We start from the raw sequence: 17,428 nt of genomic DNA on the forward strand, positions 1-17,428 counted from the left end.
TCATTCAACATAACCACGCTGCCATTGGATTACGTGTGAATCAGTCGACCTTTTCGAATTTGATACTGGTAGCATCTCCGGAGCTATAGTAGTCAGCAGAAACTCTCACGGGCCACGAGCGCCAGCAGGACGGCCTTCGGGCCGAGTCCCCCTTTTGAACCACACAGTGAGCAAAGACTTCTGGTGACTGCTATAACTGAAGCCACGCGGCTACTGTCACCGATACCGATGCGCTCAGGGACGGCCGGAAACCGCCGACGAGACGGTCAGAGACGGGCGACCCCGTCTCATAACACTCCTATAAGTTATGAGTGTAGTATTACGAAACCTCACAGTAAATATTCGATGCCTACAGTAGTCATTATCAGGTGGCTATGAGAAACACTTATGTCCGAACGTGACCGAAATCAGTGTACACGCATGACGGGGTATTATGACTACGTGCTCGGGCTCATTCCGGTTTCGCTCATCGCTATCGCTGGCGCGCTTCTCGTGGCCGGGTTCCAGTTGACGACCGCCGTCTCGGTCGGCTCGCTCGTGGCCGCAGGGCTCGTCGGCCACGCGATGTTCGTCAACGCCCCCGTCTCGCCGTCGACACACACGACCGACGACAGCACGGCGACATCGTCGAACCCGTCGGAGTCCGGCTTCTCCGCCGACTGAGCCCTCTCGACGTCCGGCTTCTTCCCAGTGCTTCTAAGACGCCGACCACCGAAGGGTGGCACATGGGTGACGACGCCAGCGCCGACGTACTGTTTCTCCAGAGCGACGAACTCGCCGACCTCGCCACGCCGGGTGAGTTCGTCGACGCCGTCCGCGACGGGTACCGCGAACGCGGTGAGGGGGCCCCGGCAGAACCGCGGACGAAACTCCTCAACGCCGATCCGCCCGGCTTCTTCACGAGCTACGTGGCGATCCTGCCCGAGCGCGGGTACATGGGCGGGTACATGTACGGCGCCGGCTTCGGCGCGCAGGACGCCTACTTCCACCTCCCGCTGTACGACAGCGAGAGCGGTCGTCCGGTGGCGTTGCTCGACGGCGCGAGCATGAACCCGTTCAAGACCGGCGCGGCCGGCGCGGTCGGCGTCGACGCGCTCGCCCGCGACGACGCGAACACGCTCGCTCTCATCGGGAGCGGCGCACAGGCCCGCGGCCAGCTCCGGGCGACGGCGACCGTCCGCGACCTCGACCGCGTCGACGTGTTCTCCCCGACGAAGGAGAGCCGCAACGCCTTCGCCGGCGAGATGAACGAGGAACTCGACGCGACCGTCGGCGCGGTCGCCTCCAGCGCCGCCGCCATCGAGGGCGCGGACGTCGTCATCACGGCGACGAACGCCACCGAACCCGTCTTCGACGGCGACCTGCTCGAAGACGGCACCCACGTCACCGCGATGGGCCAGTACGACCGCGACAAACGCGAGGTCGACGCCGAAACCGTCTCGAAGGCGAAGTACGTCCCGGACCTGCGCGGTCGCACCGAGACCGACGCCGGCGCCTTCATCCAGGCCCGCGAGGAGGGTGCCATCGGCGCGGACCACGTCCACGCCGAACTCGGCGAGGTCGTCGCCGGCGTCGAATCCGGCCGCGAGTCACCCGACGACATCACGCTGTTCGACAGCGGCGGCACGGCAATCGAGACCGTCGCCGCGGCCGCGATGCTCTACGAACGCGCGAAAGAGCAGGGCCTCGGCGAAGAGATCGACTTCGCCGCCGCGAGCCAGGCGCTGACCGGCCGCTAGAGGTACTGCGCGACCCCGAGCGCCTGCAGAATCGGGATGCCGCTCGCGAGCGCGCCGACCAGGTATCCGGCGATGGTGCCGCCGTTCAACAGCGGGAGTCCGGCGTGGGCGCGCCCTTTCAGGACCATCCGCAGGAGCACGAGCAGTCCGAGCATCGTCCCGACCATCGCCGTCAGCGCCGGTAACGGCACGAACAGACCCGGCAGCGAGACCGCGGGAATCCCAGACGGCGCGAAAAAGGCCGCACTGGCGACCAGTACCGTTGGAATCACCGCGTCGCCGAGACCGATGAAGAGCGCGTCGCGCTCGAGTTCCATTCCCTCTTCGGACTCCTCGCTCTCGGCCGGGTCCGCAGAAGCGCCGCCTTCCGTGCCGCCGTTCGCGGCGGCCGCGTCGGCGCCATCTTCGACTTCGCCCGTCGGGTCGGGCATGTCCGCATCGAGGTAGGAGTAGGACAGCGACAGCGGGACGACGAAGACGATGGGCACTTTGAGGTCCATCATCCCGGAGGCGAGCGTGAGCATGTGCTCGGTGCCGTAGACGCTGATGGCGTCGTAGATGGCGAGGATGGTCAGAAGCAAGATCGCCGGCAGCAGGCCGAAACTGATGCCGAACAGGCCGGCACCGCCGGCACCCATCACGATGCCGGTGGTGTCGATGACGTACCACTCCGGATGGACGTAGAGGGCGACGCCGAGCAGGAGGGCGATGACGACCGCGAGGACGTTGAACCCCTCCCAGACGACCACGGCGGGCACGACCACCTGGAGGACGAACCACGAGAGGTAGACGCCGGTGAAGACGAGCAGGGCGCGGATCGCCCGGTCCTGAGCGAGTTTGATGGCTACCAGCATCACGCCCGTGGCGACGAGGATGGCCGCGACGTACACCACGGCGTTGGTTGGGTCCTGCGGGTCTTCGACGGCCTGGAGGCCGGCCTGCTTGAACGGCTCGACCAGCGCGAGCGCGCCCAGTTGCACGAGCAGGAACATCCCGACGATCCCCGCGACGGCGACGTACGCCCGCGTCTGCTTGTCCATGTGTTCCCCTGCAGTGGCTCCGGTTTGAGGATTGCGAAGCCCGACATGGCCGGGGACCACGCACTCAGCGCGCGTACAGCGTCGAACCGATGAGCGTCGGCAGGCGAACCTCGTCGTTCGGCGTGACCGCGACGTAGGGGCGGGCGACCGGTCCGAACACGTCGACGACGCGGCCGATTTCGGTCAGGTTCTCGTCGACGACCTCGGTGCCGAACTCGGGTTTCTCGGCCTCGGGGGCCCGGAGGACGGCCAGGCCCTGTGCGGTCCGGACCACGTCGCCGACGCGTTTCACGACCGGATGACCTCCAGGTAGGCCGCGACCGCCTGCAGGAGGTCCGTCTTGGTCGCGTCCTCGGCGTCTTTCACGAGGACGCGTCCGCGAGGCTCCCACTCCCGGGGGTACTGTTTGTCGCGCTCGATCTTCGCGTCGTAGCCGACCTGCTGGACGGCCTTCGCGATCTCGTCGACCGTCGGCTCCGAGACCGCGAGGTCGCGGGAGACCCGGCGCCCCTCGCTCCGGGACAGGTCCGCGTCGAGGAAGGCGGGCCAGATGACGTTCTCGACCATGTGCGTCCGTTGGTTGGCCCCGATGTAAGGCTCTTTCCAGTCCGGCCGACGCCGCGGCGTCAGTTCCGTCGCCGGGTCAGCAGGACCACGGCCGCGAATCCGAGCGTCAGGCCGGCGATGGCGCCCGCAGCCGTGAGCCCCGGCCCGCTCGCGGTCGTCGCCGCTGGCGTCGGCGTGGTGGCGTTCTCCCGCACGTCCGAGCGGTTCACGCTCTCGTTTGCGGCGTCGAGCGCGTCGGGGTGCCACGTCCTGGCGAGGCGGGTGAGCGGGACTGCCACGCGCACCCCGGGCTGACTGATGTAGTTCGAGCGGAGCGCGACGGTCTGTCCCTCCCGGACCGCGGTCGTCCCGTTGAACGCGGCCGTGGACGGCACCGTGGCGTCGTCCGGGGAGACGATCCAGTCGGGGTCGCGCTCGACCACGATCTCCTCGCTCAGCGAGGCGTAGCCCTCGATGCCAGCGTCGGCGGCGACGTTGTTCCCGCCGGCCGTCTCGATCACGTCGTGGATGTGCGTCCCGGTGCCGGTCGTCGTCTCGAAGAAGTAATAGAGCGCGTCCGGCCGCTCGTCGGCGCGCTCGGCCGCGACCGCCGCACGCTCGACGCTGAGGCGGAACTCGGTCGCGGACTTGCGGGCGCTCTCGCAACTCCCGACGAGCCGCCCGACGGTCTCGACGTTGCGCGCGACCTCGTCCAGCGACGTCACGAGGCCGAAGTGATAGACGGTGATCCCCGCCGACCGGAGCTGTCGGACCGTCTCGATGCTCGTCGTGTTCGCCGCGAGCACGAGGTCGGGCTGGAGCCCAACGACCTGCTCCGTGTTCACGGTGAGATCCTCGTTTTTGACGTTCGTCGTGTCGCCCCTGTCCGAGAGGTAGGCCGTGTACTGGGTCCTGTCCATGCCGACGACCCGGTCCTGTGCGCCGATCTCCCAGAGTGCCTGCGCGTCGCTGGGCTGGAGCGCCACGATCCGCTCGGGCCGCTCCTCGACGGTCACCTCGGTCCCCGTCGTGTCCGTCGCCGTCACCGGGAACGAACAGGACTCCTGCACGGCGGCGGGGCCGCCGCGAGCGGCATCGACCTCCGCCGCACGGTCCCCAGTCCCGACGCTCGCGGCCGACCCGAGAGCGCCCGAATCGCCCCCACCGGCTGCGCTCGGTCCCGCGGCCCCGAACCCGACCGTCCCGACCACACCCGCGACGACCAGACAGCCGACGAGTAACAGCGTTCTCGCGTTCATCGTCCCTACCCACGACGGGTATCCAATAAGTATTTGCCTAACGCAACCGGGCTTGTGTGGTATGAACGCGCGCGTCCGGACCGTGAGCTGGTCGGCCGCGCTCGCCGTCTGCCTCGTGGCCGTCACCCTCGCCAGCGCGACCGTCGGCCCCGTCGCCATCGACGTGTTGACGGTCGCGAAAGCGACGCTGAACGCCGTCGCCGTCCCCGCCGGGATCGCCGCGAGCGTCCGCACCGCGACCGTCGCGGGCGCGACCCTCCCCGTTCCGGTCCCGGACGTGACCTACGCGTACCCCTTCGCCTTCCGCGTGCCGACGGCCAGCGAGACCATCGTCCGGCAGGTCCGCCTGCCCCGCATCGCGCTGGCCGCCGTCGTCGGCTTCGCGCTCGCCGCGGCCGGGACCGTCATGCAGGGTTTCTTCCGGAACCCGATGGCCGACCCCTCCATCGTCGGCGTCTCCTCCGGCGCGGCCGTCGGCGCCGTCGCGACCATCGCGCTCCCGCTCGCTGTTCCCTTCGGCCTGCAGACCGCGGCGTTCGTCGGCGCGCTCGCGGCCGCCTTCGGCGTCTACGTCATCGCCAGCGAGGGGGGCCGGACGCCCGTCGCGACGCTCCTGCTCGCCGGCGTCGCCGTCCAGACGCTGCTCGGTGCCGTCGTCTCGTATATGCTCCTGCAGTCCGGCGAGAGCCTCCGGCAGGCCGTCTACTGGCTGATGGGGAACCTCCGTAACTCGACGTGGGCCGAGGTCGAAGTGACGCTCCCGCTCGCGCTGCTGGCCTTCCTGGCCCTCTCCGCCTACGCCCGCGATATGAACGTCCTCCTGCTCGGCGAGGTCGACGCCCAGACGCTCGGCATCGAGGTCGAGCGGACGAAGCGGCTCCTGCTGGCCGTCGCCAGCGTCATCACCGCCGCCGCGGTCGCCGTCGCGGGCGTCATCGGCTTCGTCGGCCTGATCGTCCCCCACGCGATGCGCCTGCTCGTCGGCCCCGACCACCGGATCCTCCTGCCGACGAGCGCGCTCGCTGGCGCCTCCTTCCTCGTCGCCACCGACACGCTCGCGCGGGCCGGCCCCGCCGAGGTTCCCGTCGGCATCGTCACCGCCGCGCTCGGGGCCCCCTTCTTCCTCTATCTCCTCCGCAGTCGGGAGGTGCACGCGCTGTGATCGCAGTCGACGGCGTCACGGTCTCCCGCGGCGGCGTCGCCGTCCTCGAAGACGTCTCCATGTCCATCGACGCCGGGGAGTTCGTCGCGCTCGTCGGTCCCAACGGCGCGGGCAAGACCACCCTGCTCCAGACGATTAACGGCGTCCTCACGCCGGACGCGGGCCGGGTCACCGTCGACGGCCGCGACGTCCAGGACTGCTCTGCCCGGACGGTCGGCCGACTCGTCGCCACCGTGCCACAGCACGCCAGCGTCGGCTTCGACTTCGCCGTCGAGGACATCGTCGCGATGGGGCGAACGCCCTACCAGTCCCGGCTTGGCCGGACCGACCACGCCGCGGACCGGCGCCACGTCGAGCGTGCACTGGAACGGACGCGCACCGCCGAGTTCGCCGACCGTTCCATCGACGCCGTCAGCGGCGGCGAGCGCCAGCGCGTGCTGCTCGCCCGCGCGCTCACACAGGACACGCCCGCCCTCCTGCTCGACGAACCGACCGCGAGCCTCGATATCACTCATCAGGTCGAGACGCTCTCGCTCGTGGCCGACCTCGCGGCCGAGGGAAAGACGGCGGTGGCGGCCATCCACGACCTCGACCTGGCGGCCCGGTTCTGCGACCGGCTGGTCCTCGTCGCCGACGGCGGCGTGGTCGAGCGAGGTCCCCCGGCCGAGGTCCTGACCGCGGACGCACTCGGCGACGCCTTCGGGGCCGACGCCGCGGTCGCGACCGACGCCGTGACCGGGACGCCGTCGGTGACGGCACTCGACGACCGCCCGGACCGCGACGTTCGCGCTCACGTCGTCGGCTCGGGACCGCTCGCGGCACGAACGGTCGCGACGCTCGCCGACGGCGGCGTCACCGTGACCGCAGGACCGCTCCCCGAGGGCGACGTGGCCGCGGCGACAGCCCGGGCCCGGAGGCTCGACGCCGTCACCGTCCCGCCGTTCGAGACGCCCGACGAGGCCGCACACGAACGGGCCGCCGGGCTCGCGGCGTCGGCCGACGTACTCGTGATCGCCGACCCGCCTAACGGCGTCGACTGGCGGCCTCTCGGCGACGACTCCCCGCGTGTCCGCGTCGGTACTGAACTGAACGCCGACGAGCGAGCCGGGGGGACGGTCGCGACGGTCGAGACCGTGCTTCCGAAAGCGGTCGCCGCCGCGACCGAGCGGGAACTGCCGGCCGACGACTGACCCCGCCGGCGAGGGGGTGACCGACCCATCGCATTGATTAGTCGGCCCGGTGAACGCCCGCCGATGAGCGATGGACCACCGGGCGCGTTCGCCGACGGTATCGGACTGACGATCACTGACGTGGAGCCGGGATACAGTCGCGGTACGCTGTCGGTAACCGAGGACCTGCTGAACCCCAACGACGTGCTCCACGGCGCGGTCACCTACGCGATGGCCGACACCGGCATGGGAGCGGCGCTCCAGCCGTCGCTCGAGGACGGCCAGAGCTGTGCGACCGTCGAGATCAAGATGAGCTACATGGAACCGGTCAGGGACGGCGACCTGGTCTGTGAGACGACCGTGACGCGCCGCGGCGGCTCGGTCGCCCACCTCGAATCGGCGGTCCGGCAGGGCGGGACGCTCGTCGCGCGGGCGACCGGCACCTTCTCGATTTTCACGCCCTGACTCACTCGGCGAGCGCGCCTTCGAGTCGCTCGATCAACCCCGTGTTCCCGACGTGGACCGGGACGCGCTGGTGGAGTTCCGTCGGTTCGACGGCCAGCAACGACTCCTCCCCGTTCGAGGATCGCCCGCCCGCGCACTCGACGATGTAGCCGATGGGATTGCCCTCGAACTGGAGTCGGAGCTTGCCGTTCGGGGCCGACTGTAGTGCGGGGTAGGCGAAGATTCCGCCGTACTCCAGCACCTGACTCACGTCGCCGATCATCGCGCCGCCGTAGCGGAGCTTGAGGTCCTGTTCGATCTCGCGGACGAACGCCTCGAAGTCGGCCGGCCAGTCGGGGACGCGGCCGCCGAACCCGTAGACGACCGGGTCGGCCGGCAGGGTCACGTCCTCGTCGACGACGTGGCGTTCCGCCCCGCCGTCCTCCGAGTGGACGACCGACTCGGTCACCGCCCCGTCGACGGCGGCAACCATGTTGGTGATGGGGCCGTAGAGGACGTACGCGGCGCCGACCAGCGCCTCCCCGGGCGCCGGCAGCGGTTCGTCGTAGATCGCGACGATGGTCCCCATGACGTTGTTGGACTTGAGGTTCGAGGAGCCGTCGAGCGGGTCACAGGCGACGTGGAGGTGGCCCCCCTCGCTCTCGACGGTCCCCTCGCGTTCCTCGCTGGCGTACTCGGCGACGGCGTCGACAGAGAGCAACCGCTCCTCGAGCAGTTCGTCGGCGTGGACGTCCGCGGCGAGCATCTGGTCGCCGCTCGGATTCTCCGCGGTCTCGTACTCCCGACGCCCGGACAGGCCCGCGCGAATCTCCGGGGCCGTCTCGGTCACGACGTCGAGGACGCGCTCGACCGCCTCGCTCATTCTGCCTCGGGCGTGGCGGCCCCGCCGGCCGCCTCCAGGGCCTCCTCGACGGAGGACTCCTCGAAGATCACCTTCTCCAGGGCGTCGAGGATCCGCTCGGGATTCTCACGCTGGAAGACGTTCCGCCCGACCGCCAGCCCCGCGCCGCCGGCGTCGATGACCGACTTGACGTTCGAGAGGAACGCCTCGTCGGAGCGCTTGGAGCCACCGCTCATGACGACCTTCGTCTTCCCGGCCATCCGGACGGTCTCCTCCATCGCGTCCTGGGTGCCGGGGTACTTGACCTTCGCCACGTCAGCGCCGAGTTCCAGCCCCAGGCGTGCGGCGTAGGCGATGGTTTCGGGCGTCTTGGCGTTCCGCAGGCCCGCACCGCGCGGGTACGACCACATCACGACGGGCATATCGTTGCGGTGTGCCGCCTCCTGGGCGTCGCGGAACTCCTCGACCATCTCGATCTCGTGGTCCGAGCCGCCGTAGACGGTGAACCCGACCGAGGTGGCGCCGATTTCGCGAGCGTAATCGACGGTCCAGTTGACCGCCGAGTCGTGCTCGCCGCGCCAGAGGTTCGAGGTGCCGTTGAGCTTCGCCAGCAGGTCCACCTCGTCCTCGTATGAGGGGTAGTACGCCTCGGCGATGCCCTTCTGGACCGCGACGGAGGTCACGGCGTCGTGGGTCGCCACGTCGAACACGCGCTCCGGGTTCGCGCTCTCCGGCACGTCCTCGAAGTCTACCGGCCCGTGTTCGAGGCCGTGGTCGTACGCCAGGATGAGCACCTTCCCGTCCCGGGTCAGCGGGCTGTCGTCGATAGGGATCATCTCACCGAATCCTCCCCCACGTTCGCTATTAATGTTGTTGGAGCCGAATTGTCGAAATTTACACGGAAGAGAGTAAATCACCGCTCGTCGTGTTTCAGGTATCGTTCCGAGTTCCACTCCCACCCAGTAATAAAGCACCGTCCAGGGTTGCAGGCTCTGTGACTGTGGTGGACGACTTATGTCCCGATACTGGGAACTGTGAACCACGACGAATGCACGCCACGACACAACGGTACCAGCCGGAAGCAGTCACCCTCTCCGGCACCGAATTTACTGTCGAACAGACCGGGAAAGACGAGAACATGCGGCCCGAGTACGAGGCCCGGGACGTCACCGGTACCACCGTCTTCACCGGCAAATACGAGATGTACCAAGAGAAGGACACGGTCCGCTTCGCCGACTCGGACGGTAACGAGGTCTGCACCGTGACGGCCAGCGGGACCTGGGACATCGCCGGCGACTACCGCCTCACGGACAGTCACACCGGGGAGGACCTCGTCGTCTTCGAAAACGACTTCTCCATGCTCCGGGACACCTGGCGGGTCCGCGACGCCGACGACGGGTCGCTCCTCGCCGAAATCGAGTCCCGCGGCGGACTCGTCACCGCGGGCCGGAAGCTCCTCCCGCTCGGCCAGTGGATCGGCCACGAGTACGAGATTACCGGCCCGGAAGGCAATACGGCCGGGTCCATCGAGAGCGGGTTCGCGATACTCGACGAGTACGACATCACGCTCACCGACAGCGGTTCGGTTCCACCGGCGCCCGTCGTGATCGGTACGGCCGTCATCGATGCGATCCAGGGGAATTAGCCGTCCCGGGCGAATCGCCGACGGCCGCGTTCGGCGGTGGCCGTCCCGGACGGGTGACCGCTCTTGGTCGATGCGAGTTCGCCGCCGTCACCGCCGGGATATTGAATGGCGTCCGGGCCGTCCCTCCGGGTATGGAACGCGCGGTCGGTGAGTACGAGGTCCGCGGGGTCGACGTCGGTCCGGAAACGCGGTGTGCGCACTACGACGGCGACCGGGATATCATCGCGCTCCGACTCGGCTGTTGTGAGGTCTTCTACCCGTGTCACCGCTGTCACGAGGCGGTCGCCGGCCACGACTCCGACCCCTGGCCCCGCGAGCGCTTCGACGAACCGGCCGTCCTCTGTGGAGGCTGTGCCACCGCGCTGTCGGCGACGGCGTATCTCGACGCCGACCACACGTGTCCGGCCTGCGGTGCCGCGTTCAATCCAGGCTGTCGCGCACACTACGACCGCTACTTCGAGGGGCTCTAAGAACCGACGGCAGGCCCGGCCGGCTCAGAAGTCGCCCAGCCGCATCTGATCGCCGTCGAGTCCGTCTTCCTCGTCCGGGTCGACGCCCAGCAACCGCGGGAGGGCGACGGTTGCGAACATCAGCCCGACGACGAGGACGATGGGCGCGAAAAAGAACCCGTAGAAGCCCAGGACGATGGGCCCGAGGGTGTACGCGAGCATGAGCAGGCCGACGTGCGTCGCGTCGCCGCTGAGGATCGGCCGGAGCACGAGGTCGGGAATGGTGTCGACGACGACCACGGCGAGGACGAAGAAGCCGACGACGTAGGGCAACAGCGACTGGTCACCGCCCATCACGACCCCTGCGCCGGCGGCGAGGGTCACCGGGACGTAGACGATCTTCATGCCGACGACGGGGACGAGGCTCGCGATGCCCGTGAGCCCGCCCGCGAGCGTGGGGTAGGGCACCTGCGCGCCAGCAGGGACGGCGACGTTGTACCCACGGAAGACGGCGATGGCGATGAGCGACGTGGCGATGACGTTGAGCAGGTTGCCGAAAAAGACCGCCTCCAGCTCCCTGTCGACGGCTTCGAGGTACTCACGAATAATGGCGTCGTCGTCGAATCGCAACAACCACTCTCGGATGCGCGCGCCGTCGACCAGCAGGTAGTAGGTGACGACGACGATGATGAAGAGATTGAGGAAGAACCCGGAGACGAGGTCCGTCAGGAAGGTCGCGTTGTCCGTGGCGAAAGAGAGGAACGGGTCGAGCTGGCCGGACTGGTAGGCGCGGTACATCCCGCCGACGGTGAACTCTGGGAGTTGGTCGACGCGGCCGAACCACGGGATCTGTTCGCTGGCGACGCCGACGATAGCGGTCTGATCGACGAACTGCCGAGCCTCGACGACGAGGAGCACGACCGCGTAACCGATGAGCAAGAGGAGGGGAACGGCCAGCGAGACGAGCACGACCACGGCACGCATCCGTGCCGGCAGCCGTAGTTTCCGGAGGGCCTTGTGATAGCGGCGCACCGAGTAGTACAGGAAGACCGACACGGAGAGCGCCGCGATGAACCGGAGGGCGATTGCGCCGATGCCGACGGCGACGATGACGCCGAAGGCAGCGACCGCGAGACGGCGTTCGTCCATACTCCGTGGAGTGACGAACCGAATATATAAATCTACAGATGAGAACGGCGGGCGAAACCGTCACTCCACCCCAACGGCTTCGGCAATCGATTCGAGTTCGGCCTTCCGGAACGCCTGGTCGGCCTGCTCCGGGTCGTCCTCGTCCAGCACGCCGACTTTCCAGAGGATGCCGGCCCGCATCCGCGCTTTCGAGGGCAGACGGTTCGTGTCGATCTCGTACCCCACGGCCTCGCAGATCGCCGCGAGCGCTTCCTTCGTGAACGCGGTCGATTCGACGCGCTCGTATCGCCCGACAGCCTCGCGGATCTCGTTCCGGAGGTCGTCGACTGTTTTCGCCATACGGGCGGGACGTCGGCACCGGGCCTGTAGGTTCCGGTTCCGGGCGGGGACCGGCGGTGGCCCGACGATTCCACCGAGGAGGACGCGGCGGCGGAGCGAGGGCGAGTTACGTCTCGGCGGGCGCTCCTTCCCCGGCCCGCTTGAGAATCATCGGCGTGACCAGCACCTCCAGCACGGCGATACCCACGGCAACGAGCCGAGCGGTCCCGTCGAGAAACAGGAACGCGATGACGAGGACCACCGCTGCGCTGGTGGTTGCCATGCCGTATCTGAGCACTGGATTCAACAGGGGATTCTGGGACTCGTGTTCGTCCATCGGCAGTAGTGCGGTGGGCGGCGAACCCCTTTCGTTCACTCGCCGGCTTTCACCACCGGAAAGGGGCCGTTAGATTTAATCTGGATGAACAGCCGTCGCGGCCGAAAGTCAGACGCGGAGTAGACAGAGGCCCTGCACGTGTGGTCTGGGGTCGGTCGGCCCCGCCCTCGTGGTTCTCCGGCGAGTCGGACGGCAACTGAGTCGTGACTGCGTCGGACAGAGCGCAGTCACGCACCACTCCCGGGTGCACCCGGGCTGATGCCCGACCGGCGGACTCCTCAGAGCTTGTCGGCCCGGCGCGCCTGTTCGGAGCGCTGGCGGGCCTGTGCCAGCCGGTTGTCGGCGGCCCGTGACAGGCCCGGTGGCAGCGAGTCGCTGGCCGCGGCGAGCCGGGACCCGACGCGTTCGAGCCGCATCGCCACGGCTTCGAGGCTCCGGTCTGCGTTCCCTCGGTCCCCCGCGGCGGCGCGGTCGGCGGCACGACGAGCGGCCTCGACGACGGCATCGAGGGCCCGCGTGAGCCCCTCGACGGCGTTCTCGGGGCCGCCGGCCTGGCCGCCGCGGTCGTCGTCATCGTCGTCGGTGTCACCGATATCGGCCTCGTCGACGCCGGCCGCCACGTCTGCCCGGGTCTCGGCGGCGACGTCAGCGACGTACTCCGCGAGGGACGCTTTTCCGGTTCGTGGTTCGTCGAGTCGGACGCGGTCCTCGTTGTCGGGGTTGACGCGGAAGGCGCCGACCTCGTCCGCGCGATCGCGGACCTCCGTCGTGAACGCGCCCCCGCGGTGGAGGTAGACGGCGTCGGGCCCGGAGAGGGGCGCGTCGTACAGCCGGCCGGCGAAGTCGTCCTCGACGGCCAGCGCCGTGAGGTCGCTGTCCGCGCCGTCGGGGTCGACTTCGAGTTTCGTCGCGTTCTCGCGGGCGACGAGCGGGACCTCGCCGTCCACGCCGGCGACCGTCGGCCCGTCGTCGCCGGAGACCGACACCGTCTCGCTGTGGGGCGCGACGCCGGCCCCGTTGATCGTCAGCCGGTGGTCGCCCTCGGGGACGTCCTGGACGGCGGCGACCCCGCGGAACGTCGGGACCGCCTCCGGCTCGCTCTCCAGGAGGGCCACGGTCTCGACCGACGAGTCCGTCGTCGCCAGTCCGCTACCGGCGGGGGCCTCGTCGGCCGTAACCGCGTTCGTCACGCCGACGACGACCTGGTTCACCGGCGAGGGGGCCGCGATGGCGTCGTAGCGGTCGGCAAGTGCCTGGCGGTGGCGGGCCTCGCTGATGTCCGACGCGGGGTCGTCGTAGCGGTCGCCCTGCCAGGGGACGCCGGTGGTCGTGATGTGGGAGGCGATGGCGTCCTCGGCGAACTCGGGGATGGCGAACTCGAAGCTCAACTGCGGGCCGGTGAAGTCGGTGATGTGTTCGAGATCGGCCGTCGGCACCACGTCGTAGGCCACGTCGGGGTCGGCGTCGCGGCCCTGGAACTCGAAGCGGAGCCCGGTCTCGCGGTCCGGGAGGTTCGCCGGCGGCGACGACAGCGCGTCGAACGACCGGACGGTGAGGTCCTCGGTGACGAAATCCGAGGCGTCGACCGACGGAAGGCGCTCGTGGTCGGAGAGCGATTCCCCGTCGAGTTCGGGGCCGACGTACGGCAGCGCCAGCCCCTCGTCCCGGGGGAGGCCGTAGGCGAGCGGGATCGCCGCGACGTCCTCGACGCCGTCGAGCACGCTGTTGGTGATGTCGGCCACGTCGCCGTCGAGCGGGAACCGCTGGAACCGTTCGGCGTTGTCGTTGACCGAGAGGCCACTGGAGTGCGAGCCGAGTTCCGAGAGGATCCGCGGCGGTCGGTCGGGGTCGGGGTCGAGGAACTCGTTGTTCGGGACCGACCGGGAGTGGGAGCTGGCGACGTACAGCTGTGGCTCGCCGGTCTCGGTGTCGACGAAGACCTGCAGGAGCTCCCAGTCGTGCCAGTGGAAGTTGGTGGTGAACTGGTCGAACGCCGAGTAGAACCAGAACTGCACGACTGCGAGCGGCGAGTCCGCGTACTCGACGACGTGGTAGAACACCGTGGGCTCCGGCGGCACGTCCCCGGTCCAGTCGGCGACGTAGCCGTCGAGGGCGTCGAACCCATCGACGACTGTCTCACCGTCTGCTTCGCTCTCGTAGGCCCGCGGGTCCGTCGGAAACCACGGTTCGTTGCGGTCGAAGTACATCGACGGCGCGAACCGCTCGGCGAGGTCGCGCGCTCGCTCGTCCGTCACCTCGGCCGTCGCGCCGTCGTCGCCCCGTTCGAGCAGCGGACAGCCCGCCAGCGAGGCCATCCCGCCGCCGGCGAGTCCGGCGAGGAGCGTCCGCCGGTCGACGGGCGGCCGCGTCATCCGCCACCCGTCCCGGACCGCGGCGGTGGTCCCGCTCGGCACCGAGTCCCTGTCGCGTCCACGGACCGTATCATGGCCCGAGTTCCGGGACTCGCCGGCATAGCGCTTGTGGCCCCGTCCGCGACCGTGCGGCCCCGGTGACCCACGGAGGCTGCAGGGCGAGTACGTGGCGGCTGTCGGCGTTTCGCGCCACTTTTGTCGATTCAGGCCATGGCATAGTCGTGAAACAGACCGCGCTTCTCCACGCAGCGTTCGCCGTGTTGCTCGTCGCCGGCTTCCTCGTCTCGGAACAGGCGCTCAGGTTCGGGCTGTTCGGGCTCGCCGGACTCTGTTTCGTCGCCGGAATCGTGCTGGCACGACGGGGTGGCGACGACCCGGACCCCGTCGGCGACGCGTAGCGAACCTCGGCCGGCGCGGGAATACGCGTCGGCGACACGGCGGCCGGAACCGGACGGCGACGACGTATCGCTCACAGTATGCACGGCGGTACACATTCGACCCTTCGGGTGATATGGGCAGACGATGACCGAACACACCACCTCCGGCCCTGACAGCACGGCGGGGTCGGCCGTCGAGACCGGCGACACGGCCGCGGCCGTCCTGGCCGGCAATCCAACACACTCGAACGAGGACGTCCGAAAGACGTACCGCGAACAGGCGGCGACGATGGCCCGACTGGACCCGCTGAACGGCCTGCTCACCGGACGCTATCGGCGGCGACTCTTCGGAACTGCCAGCGGACGGGTCCTCGACGTGGCCTGCGGCGTCGGGACGAACGAACGGTACCTCCCCGAAGACTGTGCGTACGTCGGCGTCGACATCAGCCCTGATATGCTAGCGAAGGCACGAGAGCGCCTCGCCGGGCGTCGGCGTGCGATCACGCTGCAAAAGATGGATGCACACGACCTCGACTGCCCCGACGATAGCTTCGACACGGTCATCTCGTCGCTGTCGACGTGTACGTTCCCCGACCCCCTTACGGCCCTCGCCGAGATGGGGCGAGTCTGCCGACCCGACGGCCGGGTCCTGCTCCTCGAACACGGCCGCAGCAGCGTCGGCCCGATAGCCCAGTTCCAGGACTGGCGTGCCGATGCCCACTTCCGAAAACACCACTGTCGGTGGAATCAGGAACCGCTCGAGGTGATCGAGCGCTCACCACTCGCCGCCGTGGACCACTCCACCGCCGCTCTGGGGGTGCTGACCGCTATCGAGGCTCGACCGGAGTGAGAGACGCGCCGATACCGGGACTCGCTCCGTCACGACACCCTGGCCGAACGGACCGATCCGCGAGACGGGACCGGAGTTCCGGAATTGTGCGCGGTGTTACCGTGGCTTTATGCAATGAACGACCATGCGAATGCTATGGGAACGACACCCAAGACCTACGACCACGTAATCGTGGGTGCAGGATCGGCAGGCTGCGCACTGGCACACAGACTCTCGGGCGACGCCGATACGGAGGTCCTCCTGCTCGAAGCGGGGCAACCCGACGAGAAAGAGGAGATCCACGTTCCCGCGCTTTTCCCGCACCTGTTCAAAAGCGAGGTCGACTGGGATTACTACACGACCCCCCAGCCCGAACTGAACGACCGGGAACTGTACTGGCCGCGGGGCAAGACCATGGGCGGGTCGAGTTCGCTCAACGCGATGATCTACATCCGCGGTGTACCCCACGACTACGACACCTGGGCCGAGCGGGGCAACGAGGGCTGGGGCTACGACGATATGCTGGAGTATTTCAAACGCTCCGAGGGGTTCGAACCGGAGGGCGGCGATCCGAGCTACCACGGGACCGACGGTCCACTCGACGTCGCCGATCCCGTCGACCCGCACCCGGTCTCGGGACAGCTCGTCGAGGCCGCCGCCGAGGTCGGCCACGTCCGCAACGACGACTTCAACGGCGAACAACAGCAGGGCGTCGGGCACTACCACCTCACCCAGACGGACGGAAAGCGGTGTAGCGCCGCGAAGGCGTTCATCACGCCGATCCTCGACCGCCCGAACCTGACCGCCGAGACCGGCGCCCAGGTGACCGAAATCCGCTTCGAGGGCGACCGCGCGGTCGGCGTGGCCTACGAACGGGACGGCGAGACCCATCACGCGGACGCCGACGGCGAAGTGATCGTCAGCGCCGGCGCCGTCAACTCCCCGCAACTGCTCATGCTCTCGGGCATCGGTCCCGCCGACCACCTCGAAGACCACGGCATCGAGGTCCAACAGGACCTGCCCGGCGTCGGCAAGAACCTCCAGGACCACCTGTTCGCGTTCGTGGTCCACGAGCGGACCGACGGCCCCGAGGAGCCGGCACCGTCCTCGAACATCGGCGAAGCCGGCGGGTTCACGTACGTCGACGAGGACGAACCCGCGCCGGACCTGCAGTATCACTTCGCGCCGGTGTACTTCATGGAACACGGGCTCGGGAATCCGGAGGAAGGGGTGGGCTTCTCAATCGGCGCGACCCAGCTGCGGCCGGAGAGCCGCGGGGAGATCACCCTCGCCTCCGACGACCCCTTCGAGCACCCCGCCATCGACCCCAACTACCTCACCGAGGAGAAAGACATGGAGATCATGGTCGAGGGGGTCAAACGAGCCCGCGAAATCGCCCAGGCCGATGCCGTGGACGAGTACCGTGGCGAGGAGGTGTGGCCCGGCGCGGACGTGACCACCGACGAGGAGATCCGCGAGCACATCCGCGAGACCGCCCACACCGTTTACCACCCGGTCGGGACCTGCAAGATGGGTGACGACGGCATGGCCGTCGTCGACGACCGCCTGCGCGTCCGCGGCGTCGAGAACCTGCGTGTCGTCGACGCCTCCGTCATGCCGACTATCTCCAGCGGCAACACCAACGCGCCGACGATTGCCATCGCGGAGAAGGCCGCCGATATGATCCGGTCGGAGGTCGCAGCACCCGCCGACGACTGACCTCGCGGCCGT

Annotated in this window: 20 protein-coding genes; 10 read left to right on the top strand and 10 right to left on the bottom strand. The window is 68.7% G+C overall.

Annotation, left to right across the window (positions count from 1 at the left end; translation table 11 throughout):
• Positions 1-420: 420 nt before the first annotated feature.
• The gene (locus MUG96_RS08990) at positions 421-663 is read left to right on the top strand and encodes a DUF8015 family protein (protein ID WP_246988519.1); all 243 of its coding nucleotides are present in this window, start codon (positions 421-423) and stop codon (positions 661-663) included.
• A 62-nt stretch (positions 664-725) separates the two neighbouring features.
• On the top strand, positions 726-1,739 hold the full coding sequence (locus MUG96_RS08995) for an ornithine cyclodeaminase family protein (protein ID WP_246988521.1): 1,014 nt from the start codon (positions 726-728) through the stop codon (positions 1,737-1,739).
• Here the strand turns inward: MUG96_RS08995 and MUG96_RS09000 are convergent.
• The 4 genes from MUG96_RS09000 to MUG96_RS09015 all read right to left on the bottom strand — a co-directional run bounded on the left by MUG96_RS09000 (position 1,736) and on the right by MUG96_RS09015 (position 4,584).
• Positions 1,736-2,779, bottom strand: a complete 1,044-nt coding sequence (locus MUG96_RS09000) for a presenilin family intramembrane aspartyl protease PSH (RefSeq protein WP_246988523.1) — start codon at positions 2,777-2,779, stop codon at positions 1,736-1,738. The genes MUG96_RS08995 and MUG96_RS09000 overlap by 4 nt on opposite strands.
• 64 nt (positions 2,780-2,843) lie before the next feature.
• Positions 2,844-3,071 (bottom strand): H/ACA ribonucleoprotein complex subunit GAR1, encoded by a 228-nt coding sequence (locus MUG96_RS09005; protein ID WP_246988525.1) that lies wholly within the window; start codon positions 3,069-3,071, stop codon positions 2,844-2,846.
• The gene (gene srp19 / locus MUG96_RS09010; protein ID WP_246988527.1) at positions 3,068-3,346 is read right to left on the bottom strand and encodes a signal recognition particle subunit SRP19; all 279 of its coding nucleotides are present in this window, start codon (positions 3,344-3,346) and stop codon (positions 3,068-3,070) included. Before srp19 ends, MUG96_RS09005 begins: the two co-directional genes overlap by 4 nt.
• A 59-nt stretch (positions 3,347-3,405) precedes the next feature.
• The gene (locus MUG96_RS09015; RefSeq protein WP_246988529.1) at positions 3,406-4,584 is read right to left on the bottom strand and encodes a PGF-CTERM-anchored ABC transporter substrate-binding protein; all 1,179 of its coding nucleotides are present in this window, start codon (positions 4,582-4,584) and stop codon (positions 3,406-3,408) included.
• Positions 4,585-4,645: 61 nt separating this feature from the next.
• On the opposite strand from MUG96_RS09015, the gene btuC reads away from it, so the two are divergent.
• From btuC to MUG96_RS09030, 3 genes are all read left to right on the top strand, one after another.
• Positions 4,646-5,746, top strand: coding sequence for a vitamin B12 ABC transporter permease BtuC (gene btuC, locus MUG96_RS09020; protein ID WP_246988531.1), 1,101 nt, complete (start codon positions 4,646-4,648; stop codon positions 5,744-5,746).
• Positions 5,743-6,936, top strand: coding sequence for an ATP-binding cassette domain-containing protein (locus tag MUG96_RS09025; RefSeq protein WP_246988533.1), 1,194 nt, complete (start codon positions 5,743-5,745; stop codon positions 6,934-6,936). Before btuC ends, MUG96_RS09025 begins: the two co-directional genes overlap by 4 nt.
• A gap of 63 nt (positions 6,937-6,999) precedes the next feature.
• Positions 7,000-7,380, top strand: a complete 381-nt coding sequence (locus MUG96_RS09030; protein WP_246988535.1) for a PaaI family thioesterase — start codon at positions 7,000-7,002, stop codon at positions 7,378-7,380.
• A 1-nt stretch (position 7,381) separates the two neighbouring features.
• Here MUG96_RS09030 and MUG96_RS09035 read toward each other — a convergent pair whose 3' ends face one another.
• Positions 7,382-8,242: a class 1 fructose-bisphosphatase gene (locus tag MUG96_RS09035; protein ID WP_246988536.1), complete on the bottom strand. Its 861-nt coding sequence runs from the start codon at positions 8,240-8,242 to the stop codon at positions 7,382-7,384.
• Positions 8,239-9,057, bottom strand: coding sequence for a class I fructose-bisphosphate aldolase (locus MUG96_RS09040; RefSeq protein WP_246988537.1), 819 nt, complete (start codon positions 9,055-9,057; stop codon positions 8,239-8,241). Before MUG96_RS09040 ends, MUG96_RS09035 begins: the two co-directional genes overlap by 4 nt.
• Positions 9,058-9,269: 212 nt before the next feature.
• On the opposite strand from MUG96_RS09040, the gene MUG96_RS09045 reads away from it, so the two are divergent.
• Positions 9,270-9,866: an LURP-one-related family protein gene (locus MUG96_RS09045; protein WP_246988538.1), complete on the top strand. Its 597-nt coding sequence runs from the start codon at positions 9,270-9,272 to the stop codon at positions 9,864-9,866.
• A 131-nt stretch (positions 9,867-9,997) separates the two neighbouring features.
• Entirely contained in the window at positions 9,998-10,336 is a 339-nt protein-coding gene (locus MUG96_RS09050; RefSeq protein WP_246988539.1) for a CHY zinc finger protein, read from the top strand.
• Between the two features lie 24 nt (positions 10,337-10,360).
• Here MUG96_RS09050 and MUG96_RS09055 read toward each other — a convergent pair whose 3' ends face one another.
• The 4 genes from MUG96_RS09055 to MUG96_RS09070 form a co-directional block, all read right to left on the bottom strand.
• Positions 10,361-11,464, bottom strand: coding sequence for an AI-2E family transporter (locus MUG96_RS09055; protein WP_246988540.1), 1,104 nt, complete (start codon positions 11,462-11,464; stop codon positions 10,361-10,363).
• A 60-nt stretch (positions 11,465-11,524) separates the two neighbouring features.
• Positions 11,525-11,803, bottom strand: coding sequence for a hypothetical protein (locus tag MUG96_RS09060; protein ID WP_246988541.1), 279 nt, complete (start codon positions 11,801-11,803; stop codon positions 11,525-11,527).
• Positions 11,804-11,909: 106 nt separating this feature from the next.
• Positions 11,910-12,119, bottom strand: coding sequence for a hypothetical protein (locus tag MUG96_RS09065; protein WP_246988542.1), 210 nt, complete (start codon positions 12,117-12,119; stop codon positions 11,910-11,912).
• Positions 12,120-12,397: 278 nt separating this feature from the next.
• Entirely contained in the window at positions 12,398-14,491 is a 2,094-nt protein-coding gene (locus tag MUG96_RS09070; RefSeq protein WP_246988656.1) for a hypothetical protein, read from the bottom strand.
• 221 nt (positions 14,492-14,712) lie between these two features.
• Between MUG96_RS09070 and MUG96_RS09075 the strand changes: the two genes are divergently transcribed.
• From MUG96_RS09075 to MUG96_RS09085, 3 genes are all read left to right on the top strand, one after another.
• Positions 14,713-14,889, top strand: a complete 177-nt coding sequence (locus MUG96_RS09075; protein ID WP_246988544.1) for a hypothetical protein — start codon at positions 14,713-14,715, stop codon at positions 14,887-14,889.
• 124 nt (positions 14,890-15,013) lie between these two features.
• Positions 15,014-15,718 carry a class I SAM-dependent methyltransferase gene (locus tag MUG96_RS09080; protein WP_246988546.1) on the top strand — a complete coding sequence of 235 codons (705 nt, stop codon included), beginning with the start codon at positions 15,014-15,016 and terminating at the stop codon, positions 15,716-15,718.
• 135 nt (positions 15,719-15,853) lie between these two features.
• Positions 15,854-17,416 (top strand): GMC family oxidoreductase, encoded by a 1,563-nt coding sequence (locus MUG96_RS09085; RefSeq protein WP_246988548.1) that lies wholly within the window; start codon positions 15,854-15,856, stop codon positions 17,414-17,416.
• The last annotated feature ends 12 nt before the right edge of the window (positions 17,417-17,428 follow it).

It is taken from the genome of Halorientalis marina, assembly GCF_023028345.1.
Taxonomy (GTDB): Archaea; Halobacteriota; Halobacteria; order Halobacteriales; family Haloarculaceae; genus Halorientalis; species Halorientalis marina.